Annotated in this window: 8 protein-coding genes and 1 pseudogene; 5 read left to right on the forward strand and 4 right to left on the reverse strand. The window is 72.5% G+C overall.

Annotation, left to right across the window (positions count from 1 at the left end; all coding sequences use genetic code 11):
- The 4 genes and pseudogenes from ACZ44S_RS37995 to ACZ44S_RS38010 all read left to right on the forward strand — a co-directional run.
- Positions 1-94, forward strand: a pseudogene (locus ACZ44S_RS37995) (ABC transporter permease); the annotation flags it as partial.
- Positions 87-926, forward strand: a complete 840-nt coding sequence (locus ACZ44S_RS38000; protein ID WP_466937853.1) for an ABC transporter ATP-binding protein — start codon at positions 87-89, stop codon at positions 924-926. The pseudogene ACZ44S_RS37995 and the gene ACZ44S_RS38000, both read left to right, overlap by 8 nt.
- Before the next feature lie 115 nt (positions 927-1041).
- Positions 1042-3240: a CDP-glycerol glycerophosphotransferase family protein gene (locus tag ACZ44S_RS38005; RefSeq protein ID WP_466937856.1), complete on the forward strand. Its 2199-nt coding sequence runs from the start codon at positions 1042-1044 to the stop codon at positions 3238-3240.
- Positions 3237-4907, forward strand: coding sequence for a glycosyltransferase family 2 protein (locus ACZ44S_RS38010; RefSeq protein WP_466937859.1), 1671 nt, complete (start codon positions 3237-3239; stop codon positions 4905-4907). Before ACZ44S_RS38005 ends, ACZ44S_RS38010 begins: the two co-directional genes overlap by 4 nt.
- Positions 4908-4964: 57 nt before the next feature.
- On the opposite strand, the gene ACZ44S_RS38015 is transcribed toward ACZ44S_RS38010, so the two are convergent.
- The 4 genes from ACZ44S_RS38015 to ACZ44S_RS38030 form a co-directional block, all read right to left on the reverse strand.
- Entirely contained in the window at positions 4965-6485 is a 1521-nt protein-coding gene (locus tag ACZ44S_RS38015; protein ID WP_466937861.1) for a hypothetical protein, read from the reverse strand.
- Between the two features lie 148 nt (positions 6486-6633).
- Positions 6634-11586 carry an NAD-glutamate dehydrogenase gene (locus ACZ44S_RS38020; RefSeq protein WP_466937863.1) on the reverse strand — a complete coding sequence of 1651 codons (4953 nt, stop codon included), beginning with the start codon at positions 11584-11586 and terminating at the stop codon, positions 6634-6636.
- Between the two features lie 563 nt (positions 11587-12149).
- On the reverse strand, positions 12150-12821 hold the full coding sequence (locus ACZ44S_RS38025; protein WP_466937865.1) for an HAD family hydrolase: 672 nt from the start codon (positions 12819-12821) through the stop codon (positions 12150-12152).
- Between the two features lie 46 nt (positions 12822-12867).
- Complete coding sequence (locus tag ACZ44S_RS38030; RefSeq protein WP_466937867.1) at positions 12868-13374, reverse strand: DUF6912 family protein; 507 nt, start codon at positions 13372-13374, stop codon at positions 12868-12870.
- A gap of 316 nt (positions 13375-13690) precedes the next feature.
- Here ACZ44S_RS38030 and ACZ44S_RS38035 point away from each other — a divergent pair, with 316 nt between their 5' ends.
- Positions 13691-14404, forward strand: coding sequence for an Rv3235 family protein (locus tag ACZ44S_RS38035; RefSeq protein ID WP_466937869.1), 714 nt, complete (start codon positions 13691-13693; stop codon positions 14402-14404).
- Positions 14405-14456: the final 52 nt, after the last annotated feature.

Consider the following 14456-nt stretch of genomic DNA (forward strand, 5'->3'; position numbering starts at 1 on the left):
CGTGTGGGCGTTCGCACTGGGCTGGGCCCTGCTGACCGGCGTGGTCGGCTTCGTCTACTTCTGGAAGTCCGAGGAGAGGTACGGCCGTGGCTGACACCACCGACCAGAGGGTTCCCACCGTCATCGCCGACGGCGTCGACATCGTCTACCGGGTCAACGGGACCGGCGCCGGACGCGGCTCCGCCACCGCCGCCCTCAACCGCATCCTGCGCCGCAAGCAGACCGAGAAGGCGTCCGGCGTCCGCCGGGTGCACGCGGTGCGCAACGTGTCCTTCGTCGCCTACCGCGGCGAGGCCATCGGCCTCATCGGCACCAACGGCTCCGGAAAGTCGACCCTGCTCAAGGCCGTCGCCGGGCTGCTCCCGGTGGAGAACGGCCGCATCTACACCGACGGCCAGCCCTCCCTGCTCGGCGTGAACGCCGCGCTGATGAGCGACCTGACCGGCGAGCGCAACGTCCACCTCGGCGGGCTCGCGATGGGCATGTCCCGCGACGAGATCAGGGCCCGCTACCAGGAGATCGTCGACTTCTCCGGCATCAACGACAAGGGCGACTTCATCACCCTGCCGATGCGCACCTACTCCTCCGGTATGGCGGCCCGGCTGCGCTTCTCCATCGCCGCCGCGAAGGACCACGACGTCCTCCTCGTCGACGAGGCGCTGGCCACCGGTGACCGCTCCTTCCAGAAGCGCTCCGAGGCCCGCATCCGGGAGCTGCGCAAGCACGCCGGAACGGTCTTCCTGGTCAGCCACAACAACAAGTCCATCCGCGACACCTGCGACCGCGTGCTGTGGCTGGAACGCGGCGAGCTGCGCATGGACGGGCCGACCGACGAGGTCCTCAAGGAGTACGAGGCGTTCACCGGGGACAAGGCCGCCAAGCCGAAACCGAAGCCGAAGCCCCAGGCGGCGGCCGCAGCGTCCTGAGGCCGGAGGGCCGGAGGGCTTACGTCCGCGCGTCCCCGCACCCACTTCGTCACATTGGTGCCAATATGACCGAAGAGGACTGTCCGGAGCGACGCGTAGCCGAAGGAGCCCCTCGATGCCCGAGCTCAGCGTCATCGTCCACGGGCCGAACACCCAGGATCACCTGACCGGCCTCCTCGACTCGCTCGCCGCCCGCCCCCTCCCGGACGTCGAGGTCGTCGTCGCCGCCGTCGGCGACTGGGCCCGGGAGGCGGCGGAGCGGCACGCCGCCCACGTCCAGGTGCTGCCCCTGCCCGACGGCACGTCCGACGCGGCGGCCCGGGCGGCGGGTGCCGCGCGGGCCACCGGCCGGTGGCTGCACTTCGTCCACGCCAAGGACGGCCTGCCGCCGGGCAGTTCGCGCACGGTCGCCGAGCGGGCCGCCGAACTCCCCGGCACCGTCGACGTCCTGCTCGTCGACCATCTCCGCAGCACCTGGCGCAGCTCCGGGCTGCCCTCTGCCGACGGTCCCCTCCTGACCCGCGCGGGCCGCACCGAACTCGCCCTCGACGACAGTGCCTACCTGCTGCGGCTGACGCCGCTGCTCGGCACCCGCGTTCTGCGCGCGGGCTTCTGGCGAGCCCACGAGGAGCGGCTCACCACCGACAACGAGCCGGAGGCGGCCCTCGCCGCCCTGCTGCTCGCCGACCGCGTCGCCTGCCTGCCGCACATCGCCCACGAGGACCGCAGACTGCGCCCCGCGAGCCTCCCCCCGGCCACCCCCGGGCAGCACTTCGCCACCGTCGACCGCTACGAGCGCCTCCTCGACCTCGCCCGGGAACGCCCCGCCGTCCACACCGTGCTCTACGAGATCATGGTCCGGGACTGCCTGCGCACCTTCGCCCGCGGCGACCTGCCCGACGACGTGGCCGAGGAGTTCTTCCACCGGGCCTCGATCGCCGCCCTGCGCCGCCGCCCCGCCGGCCACCGCCGCCCCGCCGGCCTGGAGGGCATCCGCCGCTCGCTGCTCGAAGAGGACGCCTACACCAAGTACCGCGCCTTCCAGACCGCCAACCGCGCCCGCCGCGCCGTGCGGTCCGCGGTGCGCGCGGGGAAGCGCGAGGCCGGCGCCCGGGTCCGCGACGCCCAGTACCGCAGGGCGCTGCGCCGTCCCGTCGACCCCCGCCTCGCGGTGTTCTCCGCCTACTGGAACCGGGGGGTCGCCTGCAACCCGGCCGCGATCGCCGCCGAGCTCGCCGAACTCGCCCCGGACATCCACCCCGTGTGGGTGGTGACCGAGCGGAACGCGGCCCTGCTCCCGCCCGGCACCGACCACGTGATCCCCGGCACCCGCCGCTACTGGGAGGCGCTGGCCACCGCGAAGTACCTCGTCAACAACGTGAACTTCCCGAACGCGGTGGTCAAACGCCCCGACGCCGTGCACCTCCAGACCCACCACGGCACCCCGCTCAAGCGCATGGGCCTGGACCAGATGCCGTTCCCCGCCGCCGCGCAGGGACTGGACTTCGACGCGCTGCTCGAGCGCGTCGACAAGTGGGACTACAGCGTCTCCAGCAACAGCCACACCACCCGCATGTGGGAGAGGGCGTACCCGGCCCGGTTCGTCTCGCTCGACCACGGCTATCCACGCAACGACGTCTTCTACACGGCCGGGGCGGGCGACATCCGCGCGGTCCGTGAACGCCTCGGCATCGCGCCGGGCCGCCGGGCCGTCCTGTACGCGCCCACGCACCGCGACTACGAGGCCGGCTGGACCCCGCGCCTGGATCTCGCCGACCTCGCCGACCGCCTGGGCGAGGACACCGTCCTGCTGGTGCGCGCCCACTACTTCTACGACGCCGGCGCCTCCCCGCTCACCGGGCTGCGCCGCTCCGGCCGCATCGTGGACGTCTCCGCCTACGACCCGGTCGAGGAGCTGTGCCTGGCCGCCGACGCCCTCGTCACGGACTACTCGTCGATCATGTTCGACTACGCCAACCTGGACCGCCCGATCGTCATCCACGCCGACGACTGGGAGACGTACCGCACCACGCGCGGTGTCTACTTCGATCTCATGGCCGAGGCGCCCGGGCCCGTCGCCCGCACCCAGGAGGAACTGACCGAGATCCTCACCACCGACGCCTGGCACGACGAGAGCGCGGCGAAGGCACGGGCGGCCTTCCGCCGCCGGTTCTGCGAGTACGACGACGGCCGCGCCGCCGAACGCGTCGTACGCCGGGTCTTCCTCGGCCAGGACGAGGCGTCCCTGCCGCCGGTGCTGCCGATCGAGGAACGCACCCCGGCGCCCACCCCCGAGGAGGCGACCGCGTCATGAGCACCCCTCGGATCCCCGACGTCACCGTCACGGTGATCGTGCACAACGACGCCGAACGGCTGCCCCGCGCGGTGGAGTCCGTACGCCGCCAGACCCACCGCAACCTCGAGATCGTCGTCAGCGACGACCACTCCACGGACGACACACCACGGGTGGCCCGGGCCCTGGCGGCCGCGGACCCGCGCATCCGGTACCTGCGGCTGCCGGAGAACAGCGGCGGATGCAGCGCGCCGCGCAACCGCGCCCTGGAAACCGCGCGGGCGCCCTACCTGATGTTCCTGGACAGCGATGACGAGCTCCCGCCGGACGCGGTCGCCTCCCTGCTCGCCGCGCACCGCGAACGCGACATCGACTTCGCGATGGGCGCGGTACGGCGGATCCGCGTGGACACCGGCCGCCGCTCCACCTGGATGCCGCACCTCGTGGAGGAGCGCCGCACCCTGGACGGCATCGAGGACGACCCGCGCCTGTTCTTCGAGCACCTGTCGACCAGCAAGATGTACGCCCGCGCCTTCCTCGACCGGTACGACCTGCGCTTCCCCGAGGGCATCCACTACGAGGACCAGCTGTTCTCGGCGCAGGCCTACTGCCTGGCGAAACGGTTCACGATCATCCCCGAGCCGGTGTACCACTGGTACGTCGCCCCGTACGCGGGCTCCGACGCGGCGTCCATCTCCAACCAGCGGCATCTGCTCACCAACGTCCGCGACCGGATCCATGTGCAGCGGCTGATCGACGCCTTCCTGGTGGAGAGCGGGCACGGGGCACTGCGCGAGGACAAGGACCACAAGTTCCTGAAGCACGACTTCCGGATGTACGCGGGCGACCTGCCCTACCGGGACGAGGAGTGGCTCGCCGCCTTCGCGGACCTGGTGAACCCGTACCTGGAGACACTGTCCCCCGGTGCGTACGCCCGGCTCCCCCGCTCCGAACGGGTGGTGCTCCAGCTGGTCCGCGACCGCCGCTTCACCGACACCCGGCTCGCCGCCCGGGGCCTGGCCCACTCCGTCGCCCCCAGGCAGCTGACCACCGACGCGGACGGCCGCACCTACTGGGGCGACCGCGTCCCCGAGTCCGCCGGGGCCCGCCGCGAACTGGACCTCACGGAACTGGAGCCGGCCGCCCGCCCGTTCTTCGGCGCCCAGTTCCGCCATGAGATCACGGAGATCACCCCGGGCCCGGGCGTCTCCGTCGACCTGGCCGTACGCACCTACGACCCCTCCCTGCGCCTCCCGGTCGGCCCCCAGCGGGCGAGCCTCGTCATCTCCCCCGGCCGCCACCGACTCACCGTGCCCTTCCGGCTCTCACCGGTACGCCCCGGCGTCTTCGAGGGCCGGGTCCGGCTCGACCCGGCGACGGCGCGCCTGCCGCTGAGCGGCTTCGCGGGGGTGCGTCACCCCGTGGTGCGGCTCACCTGCGGCGGTCAGGGCAACCGGGGTGTGCTGCTGGCTCCCCTCGACTTCCCGTCCCTGACCGGCCGCGTCCCCTACCACTCCGGCGCGGCCCCGCACCGGGTGACGGTCGAGCCGGAGGGCCACGGCCCGGGCCGGCTCCAGGTCCGCTGGACCCCCGTCGGCCTCACCGCGGCCCTCCGCCCCCTCGCCATCCGCCTGGCCCCTCCCAAGGCCCGCCAGGCCGCCCGCCTCCTCTCCAGCGCCCTGCGCTGACCTGCCTCCCAGCCCGTCCGGCGCCCGAGGACCACGCCACCACCCACCGCCCCCCGCTCACGGCACCGCGTACAGCACCTCCCCCTCCGGCCCCCGGGCCACCACCCGCAACGCCGTGCCGTCGAGCACCCCCCGCCGGTCCACCACCCACCGCACCCCGAACTCCCGCTCCACCTCCCGCCGTACGGACTCCGGCGTCCGCTCCGCGAAGTACACCTTCGTCAGCGCGTCCCGCCGCCCCTCGTCCGCCAGGAAGAAGTCGGGATAACCAGGGGCGACCGTGTACGCCCCGTACGCCGGGACCTGCCGCGCCGCCCGCCCCTCGGCCATGACCACGTCCCCGTACCGCACCCACGGCGTGATCCAGTGAAATCCCGTCCACGGCTCCCGGTACCGGTCCTCCACCACCTCCGGCAGGCCTCCGCGCGGAACCACGTACCCGAGCGTCCCCGCCTGCGCCCACCCACCGGCCAGCAGCGCCCCGCCGAGCAGAACCGCCCACCCGCTCCGCACCGGGCGCCGCCCGGCCCCCACCGGCGCCAGCGCCGCCGCCAACTGCGCCGGCACCACCGCCGCGGACAGCGCGCGTCCCCACGAGTAGTGGCCGGTCAGCCACCCCGCCGAGACGACCAGCGCCCCCAGCACGAAGAAGACCACCAGCGGATCCCTGCGGTCGCGCAGCCACCGCGGGACCAGTGCCGCCACCCCGACCAGCACCAGCCCGTACCGCGCGAACGGATGGTCGTACAGGACGCGGTGCACCCGCTCCAGCCCGTCCCCCGCGCCGAGCAGCGCGAAGAAGTCGTAGTAGGGCCACGCCCACAGCACCACCAGTCCGGCCGCCGCCGCGGCCCCCAGCCGGGGCCACACCGCCCGCCCGGCCCGCGCCGCGACGACCGCGGCGACCGCGCCCACCGAGGCCACGACCCCCGAGAACTGGTGGCAGAGCAGGATCACCCCCCACAGCACCCCGAGGCCGAGCCACACCCCCCACCCGGCGGTCCCGCGCAGCGCCCCGGTCAGCCACGCCCAGAAGTGGAAGGCGAGCCCGAGGGTGAACGTGCTGGGATACGCCACCGTCAGCGCCATCGAGTTGAGCCCCAGGAAACCGCTCCACAGGAACGGGGTCGTACCCCACAGGAGCAGCAGACTCAGCAGGGCGAGCGCGGGCGCGGCCGGATGCGCGCTCAGCGTCCGTACGTACCGCCATACGCCCGTCACCAGCAGCACCAGCCCGGCCGCGGCGGCCAGCCGCAGCACCGTGAACACGTCCAGCGCCGTCACCCGGGCGATCCCGCCGAGCACCAGCATCCACGGCGAGTAGTACGGGCTCGGTGTGTCCGCGTCGACCAGCGGATTGCCGGGGTCGAGCAGGCTGTGCCGCAGCCGCTGCACGGTCGCCGCGTGTATGCCCAGGTCACCGGCCCAGGGAAGCCGTACGACCAGCAGGACCAGCAGCACCAGCACGAGTCCGGCGGCAGCCTGGACCGTGGTCCGGCCGATGGCCGCCGGACGGGCCGGGGCGCGGCGCGTACCGGCCCTGCCCGGGCCGACGGACGATATGAATCGGACATTCACATATCAGGCATAACCTACACATACCCCGACGCCACAGATGCGCCGTCCATCTCGCCTAAGGCACCGGACACGGCCCGAGGGGCGCACCGGACAAACGGTCCGGAGCGCCCCTCGACCACACGCCTCGCGCGGGACCGCGCCGCGCCTCCTACGAGTGCGACCGCAGCAGCGTCCGCATCGTCCGCATCGCCACCGACAGGTTGGCGAGGTCGAACGCGTCGGAGCCGTGGATCTCCTCCAGGGTGGTGCGGGCCCGGCCCAGCAGGGCCGCGTTCTGCCGCTCCCACACCTCGAAGCGCTGCTGCGGCGTCGACGAGCCGTTGCCCACCGCCAGCACGTCCGAGGTCACCGCCGCGTGCGCCGCGTACAGGTCCTCGCGGATCGCCGCGCGGGCCATGGACTGCCAGCGGTCGGCGCGCGGCAGCTCGATGATGCGGTCCATCAGCTGGGTGATGCGCAGCCGGTCACCGAGGTCGTAGTACACCTCGGCGACGTCCAGCGGCTCCTTGCCCGTCCGGTCGGCCACCGACACGATGTCGAGCGTCGGGAAGGCGGACGAGAATCCGGCGACCCGGGTGGCGAGCTCGTCGGGGACTCCGGCGCCGCTCAGCTCGTCGTAGATCTTCTGGTACCAGTCCAGGTCCGCGCCGCGCAGCAGCTTCGGCAGCTGGGCCCAGACCTGCTCGACGCGCTCGGCGAAGAACTCCACCGTCTCCGCGAGCTCCAGCGGCTGCGGCCGGTTGTTGAGCAGCCAGCGCGTGCCGCGCTCCACCAGCCGGCGCGAGTGCAGCCGGATCCGGGTCTGGACCTCCGCGTCGACCCTGTTGTCGAGCGCCTCGACCGCGTCCCACACCACCGAGGAGCGGAAGATCGCACGGGCCGCCGTCTGCGCCCGGACGATCTCCTCCAGCGACGCGCCGGTCTCCTCGCGCATCCGGTGCAGATACGTCGTACCGCCCGTGTTGACCGTGTCGTTGACCAGCACCGTCGTGGTGATCTCACGGCGCAGCGGGTGGCTGTCGATCCGGTCGAGGAACTGCTCGCGCAGCGCCGTCGGGAAGTAGGCGTGCAGCAACACCTTCAGATACGGGTCGTCGGGCAGCGAGGTGTGCAGCAGCTCCTCGGCGACCGTGATCTTCGTGTAGGCGAGCAGGACGGCCGTCTCCGGTCCGGTCAGGCCCTGCCCGGAGGCGAGCCGTTCGCGGATCTGGCGGTCGGTGGGCAGGAACTCCAGGGCCCGGTCGAGGTGACCCTCGCGCACCAGGTGCTTCAGGAAGCGCTGCTGGGCGTGGAGCATGTCCTTGGACTGGGCCAGCGCGTTGGCGATGGCGGTGTTCTGCGCGTAGTTGGCGCGCAGCACCATCCGGCCGACGTCGTCGGTCATCTCGGCGAGCAGCTTGTTGCGCTGCTTGACGGTCATGTCGCCGTCCTTGACCAGACCGTTCAGCAGGATCTTGATGTTCACCTCGTGGTCGGAGGTGTCGACGCCCGCGCTGTTGTCGATGGCGTCGGTGTTGAGCCGGCCGCCGTGCAGCGCGAACTCGATCCGGCCGAGCTGGGTCATGCCCAGGTTGCCGCCCTCGCCGACGACGGCGACCCGCAGGTCCCGGCCGTCCACGCGGATGGCGTCGTTGCCCTTGTCGCCGACGTCGGCGTTGGACTCCGTGGACGCCTTGACGTACGTGCCGATGCCGCCGTTCCACAGCAGGTCCACCGGCGACGTGAGGATCGTCTTCATCAGATCCGCCGGGGTCATCTTGGTGACGCCGGACTCGATACCGAGGGCCTCGCGGATCTGGGCGTTGACCGGGATGGACTTGGCGCTGCGCGGGAAGATCCCGCCGCCGGCCGAGAGCAGCTCGGTGTTGTAGTCGGCCCAGGAGCTGCGCGGCAGCTCGAACAGCCGGCGGCGCTCGGCGTAGGAGACGGCCGCGTCGGGGCTCGGGTCGATGAAGATGTGCCGGTGGTCGAAGGCGGCGACCAGACGGATGTGCTCGCTGAGCAGCATGCCGTTGCCGAACACGTCACCCGACATGTCGCCGATGCCGACGACCGTGAAGTCCTGGGACTGGGTGTCCACGCCCAGCTCCCGGAAGTGCCGCTTGACGGACTCCCAGGCGCCCCGGGCGGTGATGCCCATGCCCTTGTGGTCGTAGCCCGCGCTGCCGCCGGAGGCGAAGGCGTCACCGAGCCAGAAGTTGTAGGACTCGGCGACCTCGTTGGCGATGTCCGAGAACTTGGCGGTGCCCTTGTCGGCGGCGACGACGAGGTAGGTGTCGTCCTCGTCGTGCCGGACGACGTCCGCCGGGGGCACGACCTCGCCGGCCACCATGTTGTCGGTGATGTCGAGCAGCGCCGAGATGAACGTCCGGTAGCTGGCGATGCCCTCCGCCATCCAGGCGTCCCGGTCGACGTTCGGGTCGGGCAGTTGCTTGGCGACGAAGCCGCCCTTGGCGCCGACCGGCACGATGACCGTGTTCTTCACCATCTGCGCCTTGACCAGACCGAGGATCTCCGTACGGAAGTCCTCACGGCGGTCCGACCAGCGCAGGCCGCCGCGCGCGACCTTGCCGAAGCGCAGGTGCACGCCCTCGACGCGCGGCGAGTACACCCAGATCTCGAACGCCGGACGCGGCGCCGGGAGGTCCGGGATGGCCTGCGGGTCGAACTTCATGGAGACGTAGTCGTGCGGCACTCCGCCGCTCGCCTCCTGGAAGAAGTTGGTGCGCAGCGTCGCCTTGATGACGGTGAGGAAGGAACGCAGGATGCGGTCCTCGTCCAGCGAGGCCACCTGGTCCAGGGCGGCGTCCACCTCCTCCAGCAGGGCGTCCACCAGTTCGTACCCGGCGCGCTGCCGGTCCGGCGACATCCGCGCCTCGAACAGGGAGACGAGCAGCCGGGTGGTGTGGACGTTGTGGCGGAGGGTGTCCTCCATGTAGTCCTGGCTGAAGGTGGAACCCGCCTGGCGCAGGTACTTCGCGTACGCCCGCAGCACCATGGCCTGCCGCCAGGTCAGCCCGGCGCTGAGCACGAGGGCGTTGAAGCCGTCGTTCTCCGCCTGGCCGGTCCAGGTCGCCGCGAAGGCCTCCTGGAAACGCTCGCGGGCGTCGTCACCGAGGTAGTCAAGGCCGCCGCCGGCCGCCTTGGGCATGCGCAGACCGAAGTCGTAGATCCAGGCCACGCTCCGGTCCGAGCAGCGCAGCTCGTACGGCCGCTCGTCGACGACCTCGACGCCGAGCCGCTGGAGCACGGGCAGCACCGCGGACAGGGAGACGGCCTCCCCCTTGCGGTAGATCTTGAAGCGGCGCTCCTCGGGGGCGGCGCCGACCGGCTCGTACAGGCTGAGCTCGAAGTTCCGCTGCTCGTCGAGCTGCTCGACCCTGGCGAGGTCGGCGACCGCGCTGCGCGGGGAGTGGTCGGCCTTGTAGCCCTCGGGGAAGGCACCCGCGTAGCGGCGCAGCAGCTCGGCGGCGCGCTCCTCGCCGAACTCGGCGTTCAGCGCCTCGCTGAAGCCGTCGGCCCAGGAGCGGGCGGCCTCGACGAGCCGGGCCTCGATGCGGTCCTTGTCGGCGTCGGACAGCTCCGGCAGTTCGGTGCCCTGCGGGACGCGGACCACGAAGTGCAGCCGGGAGAGGACCGACTCGGTGTTCCAGGCGGTGAAGTCGACGCTGATGCCGCCGAGCTCCTCCTTGAGGATGTCGATGATCCGCAGGCGCACACCGGTGGTGTAGCGGTCGCGCGGCAGGTAGACGAGGGCGGAGTAGTAGCGCCCGTACTCGTCCTGGCGCAGGTACAGCCGCAGCCGGCGGCGCTCCTGGAGGTAGAGCACCGAGGTCACGATGGACCGGAGCTCGTCCGCCGGGGTCTGGAACAGCTCGTCGCGCGGGTAGGTCTCCAGGATCTGGAGCAGGTCGCGCCCGTCGTGGCTGTGCGGCGAGAAGCCGGCGCGCTCCAGGACCTCCTCGACCTTGCGCCGGATCACCGGCACCCGGCGCACGGACTCGGTGTAGGCGGCCGACGAGAACAGTCCGAGGAAGCGCCGCTCACCGACGACGTTGCCGTCCGCGTCGAACTTCTTGACGCCGATGTAGTCCAGGTACGAGGGCCGGTGCACGGTGGCCCGGCTGTTCGCCTTGGTCAGCACCAGCACCTTGTGCTCGCGCGCCTTGGCGCGGGCGTCGGCGGGCAGCCGCTCGAAGGACGGGCTGACCGGGTGGGCGTCGTCGCCGGAGTGGTGCGGGTCGGAGCGCAGGATGCCGAGGCCGGTGCCGGGGACGGCGGCCAGCGAGTCGTCCTCGCGCAGCTCGTACTCCCGGTAGCCGAGGAAGGTGAAGTGGTCGTCGGCGAGCCAGCGCAGCAGCTCGCGGGCCTCCTCGACCTGCGGCGCGGGCAGATCGGCGGGCACGGGCTCACCGGGCAGCGCCTCGGCCAGCGCGGTCGCGGCCCGGCGCATCTTGCCCCAGTCCTCGACGGCCTCACGGACGTCGGACAGGACCCGCAGCAGATCGGCGGTGATCTGCTTGAGGTCGCCGCGGTCGGTCTCGCGGTCGATCTCCACGTGGATCCAGGACTCGACGTGCGCGTCGTGCGGAAGGCCGCGGGTGTCCTGGGGGAGGTCGCCGCCGACCGGGGCGGTGAGCACCTCGATCAGCTTGCCGGTGACGTCCCGGCGGACCACCACCTGCGGGTGGATCACGACGTGGATGCCGCGGCCCTGGCGGGTCAGCTCGTTGGTGACGGAGTCGACCAGGAAGGGCATGTCGTCGGTGACCACCTCGACGACGGAGTGGCTGCACGTCCAGCCGTTCTCCTCGACGGTCGGGGTGTGCACCCGGACGTTGGCGGTGCCCTGGGGACGGCTCTCGGCGAGCCGGAAGTGCGAGACAGCGGCTCCGAAGATGTCGACCGGGTCGCGGTCGGTCAGGTCCTCCGGGGCGGTGTGCAGGTAGTAGCGCTGGAGGAACTCGAGCACGGTGTCCCGGTCGGGCATGCCCTTGTCCGTCGTCCCAGTCGGCAGTTTCCCCCCGGCCGGGCTGTTCTCAGCTACCCGGGCGGCCCTGTCGAGCAGCTCGGCCTTGGCTTCGTCCAGCTTGGTCTGCATGGTCCTCTGGCTCCTGTCGCGCGCCGTTGCGTGACGTAGAAGGAAGTACGGTCTCCGACCTCGTGGTGCGGTGATACGACGCGGGGTGTCCGGTCCGTACCGACGCTATGCCGCGAGATGAAGTGAGCGGGGGCCTCTCGGCCGAATTCGGTGCGCCCGACGGGTGTGACTCTGCTCTCCGTGACGCCTGCCCCGCTGGGGTGCGCCGCGTCCCGTGCCGCCCGCGAAGACCAGCGACTGCCACCCGGTCACGGATGTCGTCCGTGCTCGCCGGGCGCACAACGGGGACGCAGAGGTCCCCGCGAGCTATCGCGCTGATCACGCCGCTAAGGCTATCGCTCCTTACAGGTGCCCCGTCATGAGCCGTATGTGTACAAAACCAGCCCCCGAACTTTGACGTTCTGCACAGTGCACTTTCCCCCACACCCGCGCCACCGCAGCTGCGGGCAGTCGCGCCTCCCCCAATGCCGAGGCACCGCGCCAACGCCGGGCTGCGCACCACCCCCCGCCCAGCCCCCACGCCGGGACCGGCCAGGCACCCGAACGCCCGGACGTACGTCTCGTCAGGCCGCCGCAACCAACCGCTCCGCCACCCCCACCGCCTCCCGCAACGTATCCACCACCGGCACCCCCACCGCCTCCAGGCTCGCCCTCCCGTGCGACCCCCCGGTGTACAGCACCGCCCGCGCCCCCGCATGCGCCGCAGCCACCGCATCATCCGCCGCGTCCCCGATCACCACCGTCCGCCCCGGCTCCACCCGCGTCAGCGCGGCGAGATGGCGCACCATGTGCTCCGCCTTGCTGCCGCCCGACGGCCCGGTCCGCCCGTCCACCCGTACGAAGTGCGGCTCGATCCCGAAGTCCCTCACCAGCGGCACCAGGTCCTCGTGCCCGTACATGCTGAGGATCGACTGGCTGCGGCCGGCCGCCGCCCAGTCCGCCAGCAGGTCCACCACGCCCTCGGCCAGACCGCAGCGCACCCGGTGCTCCGTGTAGTACCGGTGGAAGGTGCTGTCCATCAGCTCCCACTCGGCCTCGCTCGGCAGCCGCCCCATCAGCCGCTCGTAGAACTTCGGCACCGGTACGCAGTACAGCTCCCGGTACCGCTCCAGCGTGAGCGGCTCCAGGCCCAGCTCGGCGAAGGCCGCGTTCGTCGCGCCGATGACCGCGTCGACGTCGTGGAAGAGCGTGCCGTTCCAGTCCCAGACGATGTGTGCGTCCGTGTGCATCCCCATACCGGAAAACGTACCCGCCTCCACCGACATCCGGCAGAGCCGCAGGTCAGCCCACCAGGTTGGGGATCTCCTGGGTGGCGTACCACAGCAGCTCGTGGTCCTCGGCCCCGTCCACCACGAACTGCGCGTCGTCGTCCCCGTCGTCCGCCGCGGGCAGCGCGTCCGCCGCGGCCGCCACATCCGCCTCCGCGTCCGTCGCGTCCACGTGCACCGCGGCCGCCTTGGCCAGCCGTACGGCCCCGGCGACCCGCACCTCACCGAGCGCGGCCGGGTCCAGGCCCCGGTCCGGGTCGGACTGGGCCGCGCCGTCGGACACGTCCACGGCGACGACGACCCGGCGCCTGGGCGCCCCGGCGTCCGCGGCCAGCAGCCGCAGGGAGGCCAGCGCGGCACGGCTCAGCGCGGCGTACTCCAGCTCCTCGATGTCGTCGGAGAGGTACCACTCACGCAGCGCGGGCGTGACGGCGTAGGCCAGGAGCGGCCCGTCCCCCAGCTGACCCGTCTTGTACGCCTCGGCGAGCCCGGGGAGGGTCAGGGGGACGTAGACGCGCATGATCAGCCGCTTTCGTGTGGGTCGGAGGGGCTCCGCAGGGGCCATCAGGATACGTCCCGGCGTCCCCCATCGAGTCCCTGCCCACACCCCCGGACACGTCCACTCCGGTCCCGGAATTCACCCGGTGCACCCGCCGGGACGCGGGGCCGGAGACCCCGCCCATCACCCTGATAAGTGAATCCCACGCCCGCTCCGGCCCGCCCCTTCCCTCCTTGCTCCCGCCCGTCACCGCGCCGTACAAGATCCCCAACCACGAAGTTACTGCCCGGTATCACCGGCTCCCCGGCCGGCCCGGGCCCGTCGAACGGGGTCCCCCATGCGCAAGGTCATGACCCGACACCGCCCCACCCCCACGGAAAGCCCCGCCCCCACAACGCCCCCCGCCACAAACCGACCGGGGGCCGTCCGGACGGCCCCCGTCCTCTCCCCCGCCCGGCCCACGCCGTCCGCGGCCACCGGGACCACCCCTCCCCGCATCCCCACCGTCAGGAGTGCGTCCGCGCCCTCTCCCGGCGGACGCCGGCCGGCCGCCGTCGGCCGTTCCACCCGGCCCGCCGACAACCGTCCGCCCGCCCGGGCCACCCGGGTGCGGCGGAGCGCGGCGCCGGGACGGGGCTCCGGGGACGCCGTAGGGCCCGTCGTCGTACCGCGTGCCGCCGACCGGCCCACCCGGCGGCCCGCCCTCCCCCAGCCCCGCCCCACCGACCGCTTCGCCGAGCTCCTCCTCGCCGTCCTCAGCGGGCAGCGCCCCGTGCACGCGATGCTGCGGCACACCGCCGGCCAGGCCTATGACGAGCTGATCCGGCTCGCAGAGCGCGGGCCGCTGCGCACCCGCGGCACCCGCCCCGTCGTCCGCGACATCGGCTACTTCGAGCCCCGCGAGGGCGCCATCGAGGCGTTCGCCCGGATCGGCGCCGGGGACAGGCTGCGCGCCATGGCCTTCCGGCTGGAGCGGGGACGCGATCTGCGCTGGCGCTGCACCGCCGTGGAGCTGGGCGGCCCCCGCCCGCGCCGCGCGGACGCCCGCTGAGCGTCCGGACACGCCCGAGGGCCGGACACCAGCAAGGTGCCCGGCCCTCGGT

Source organism: Streptomyces malachitofuscus (genome assembly GCF_055571035.1).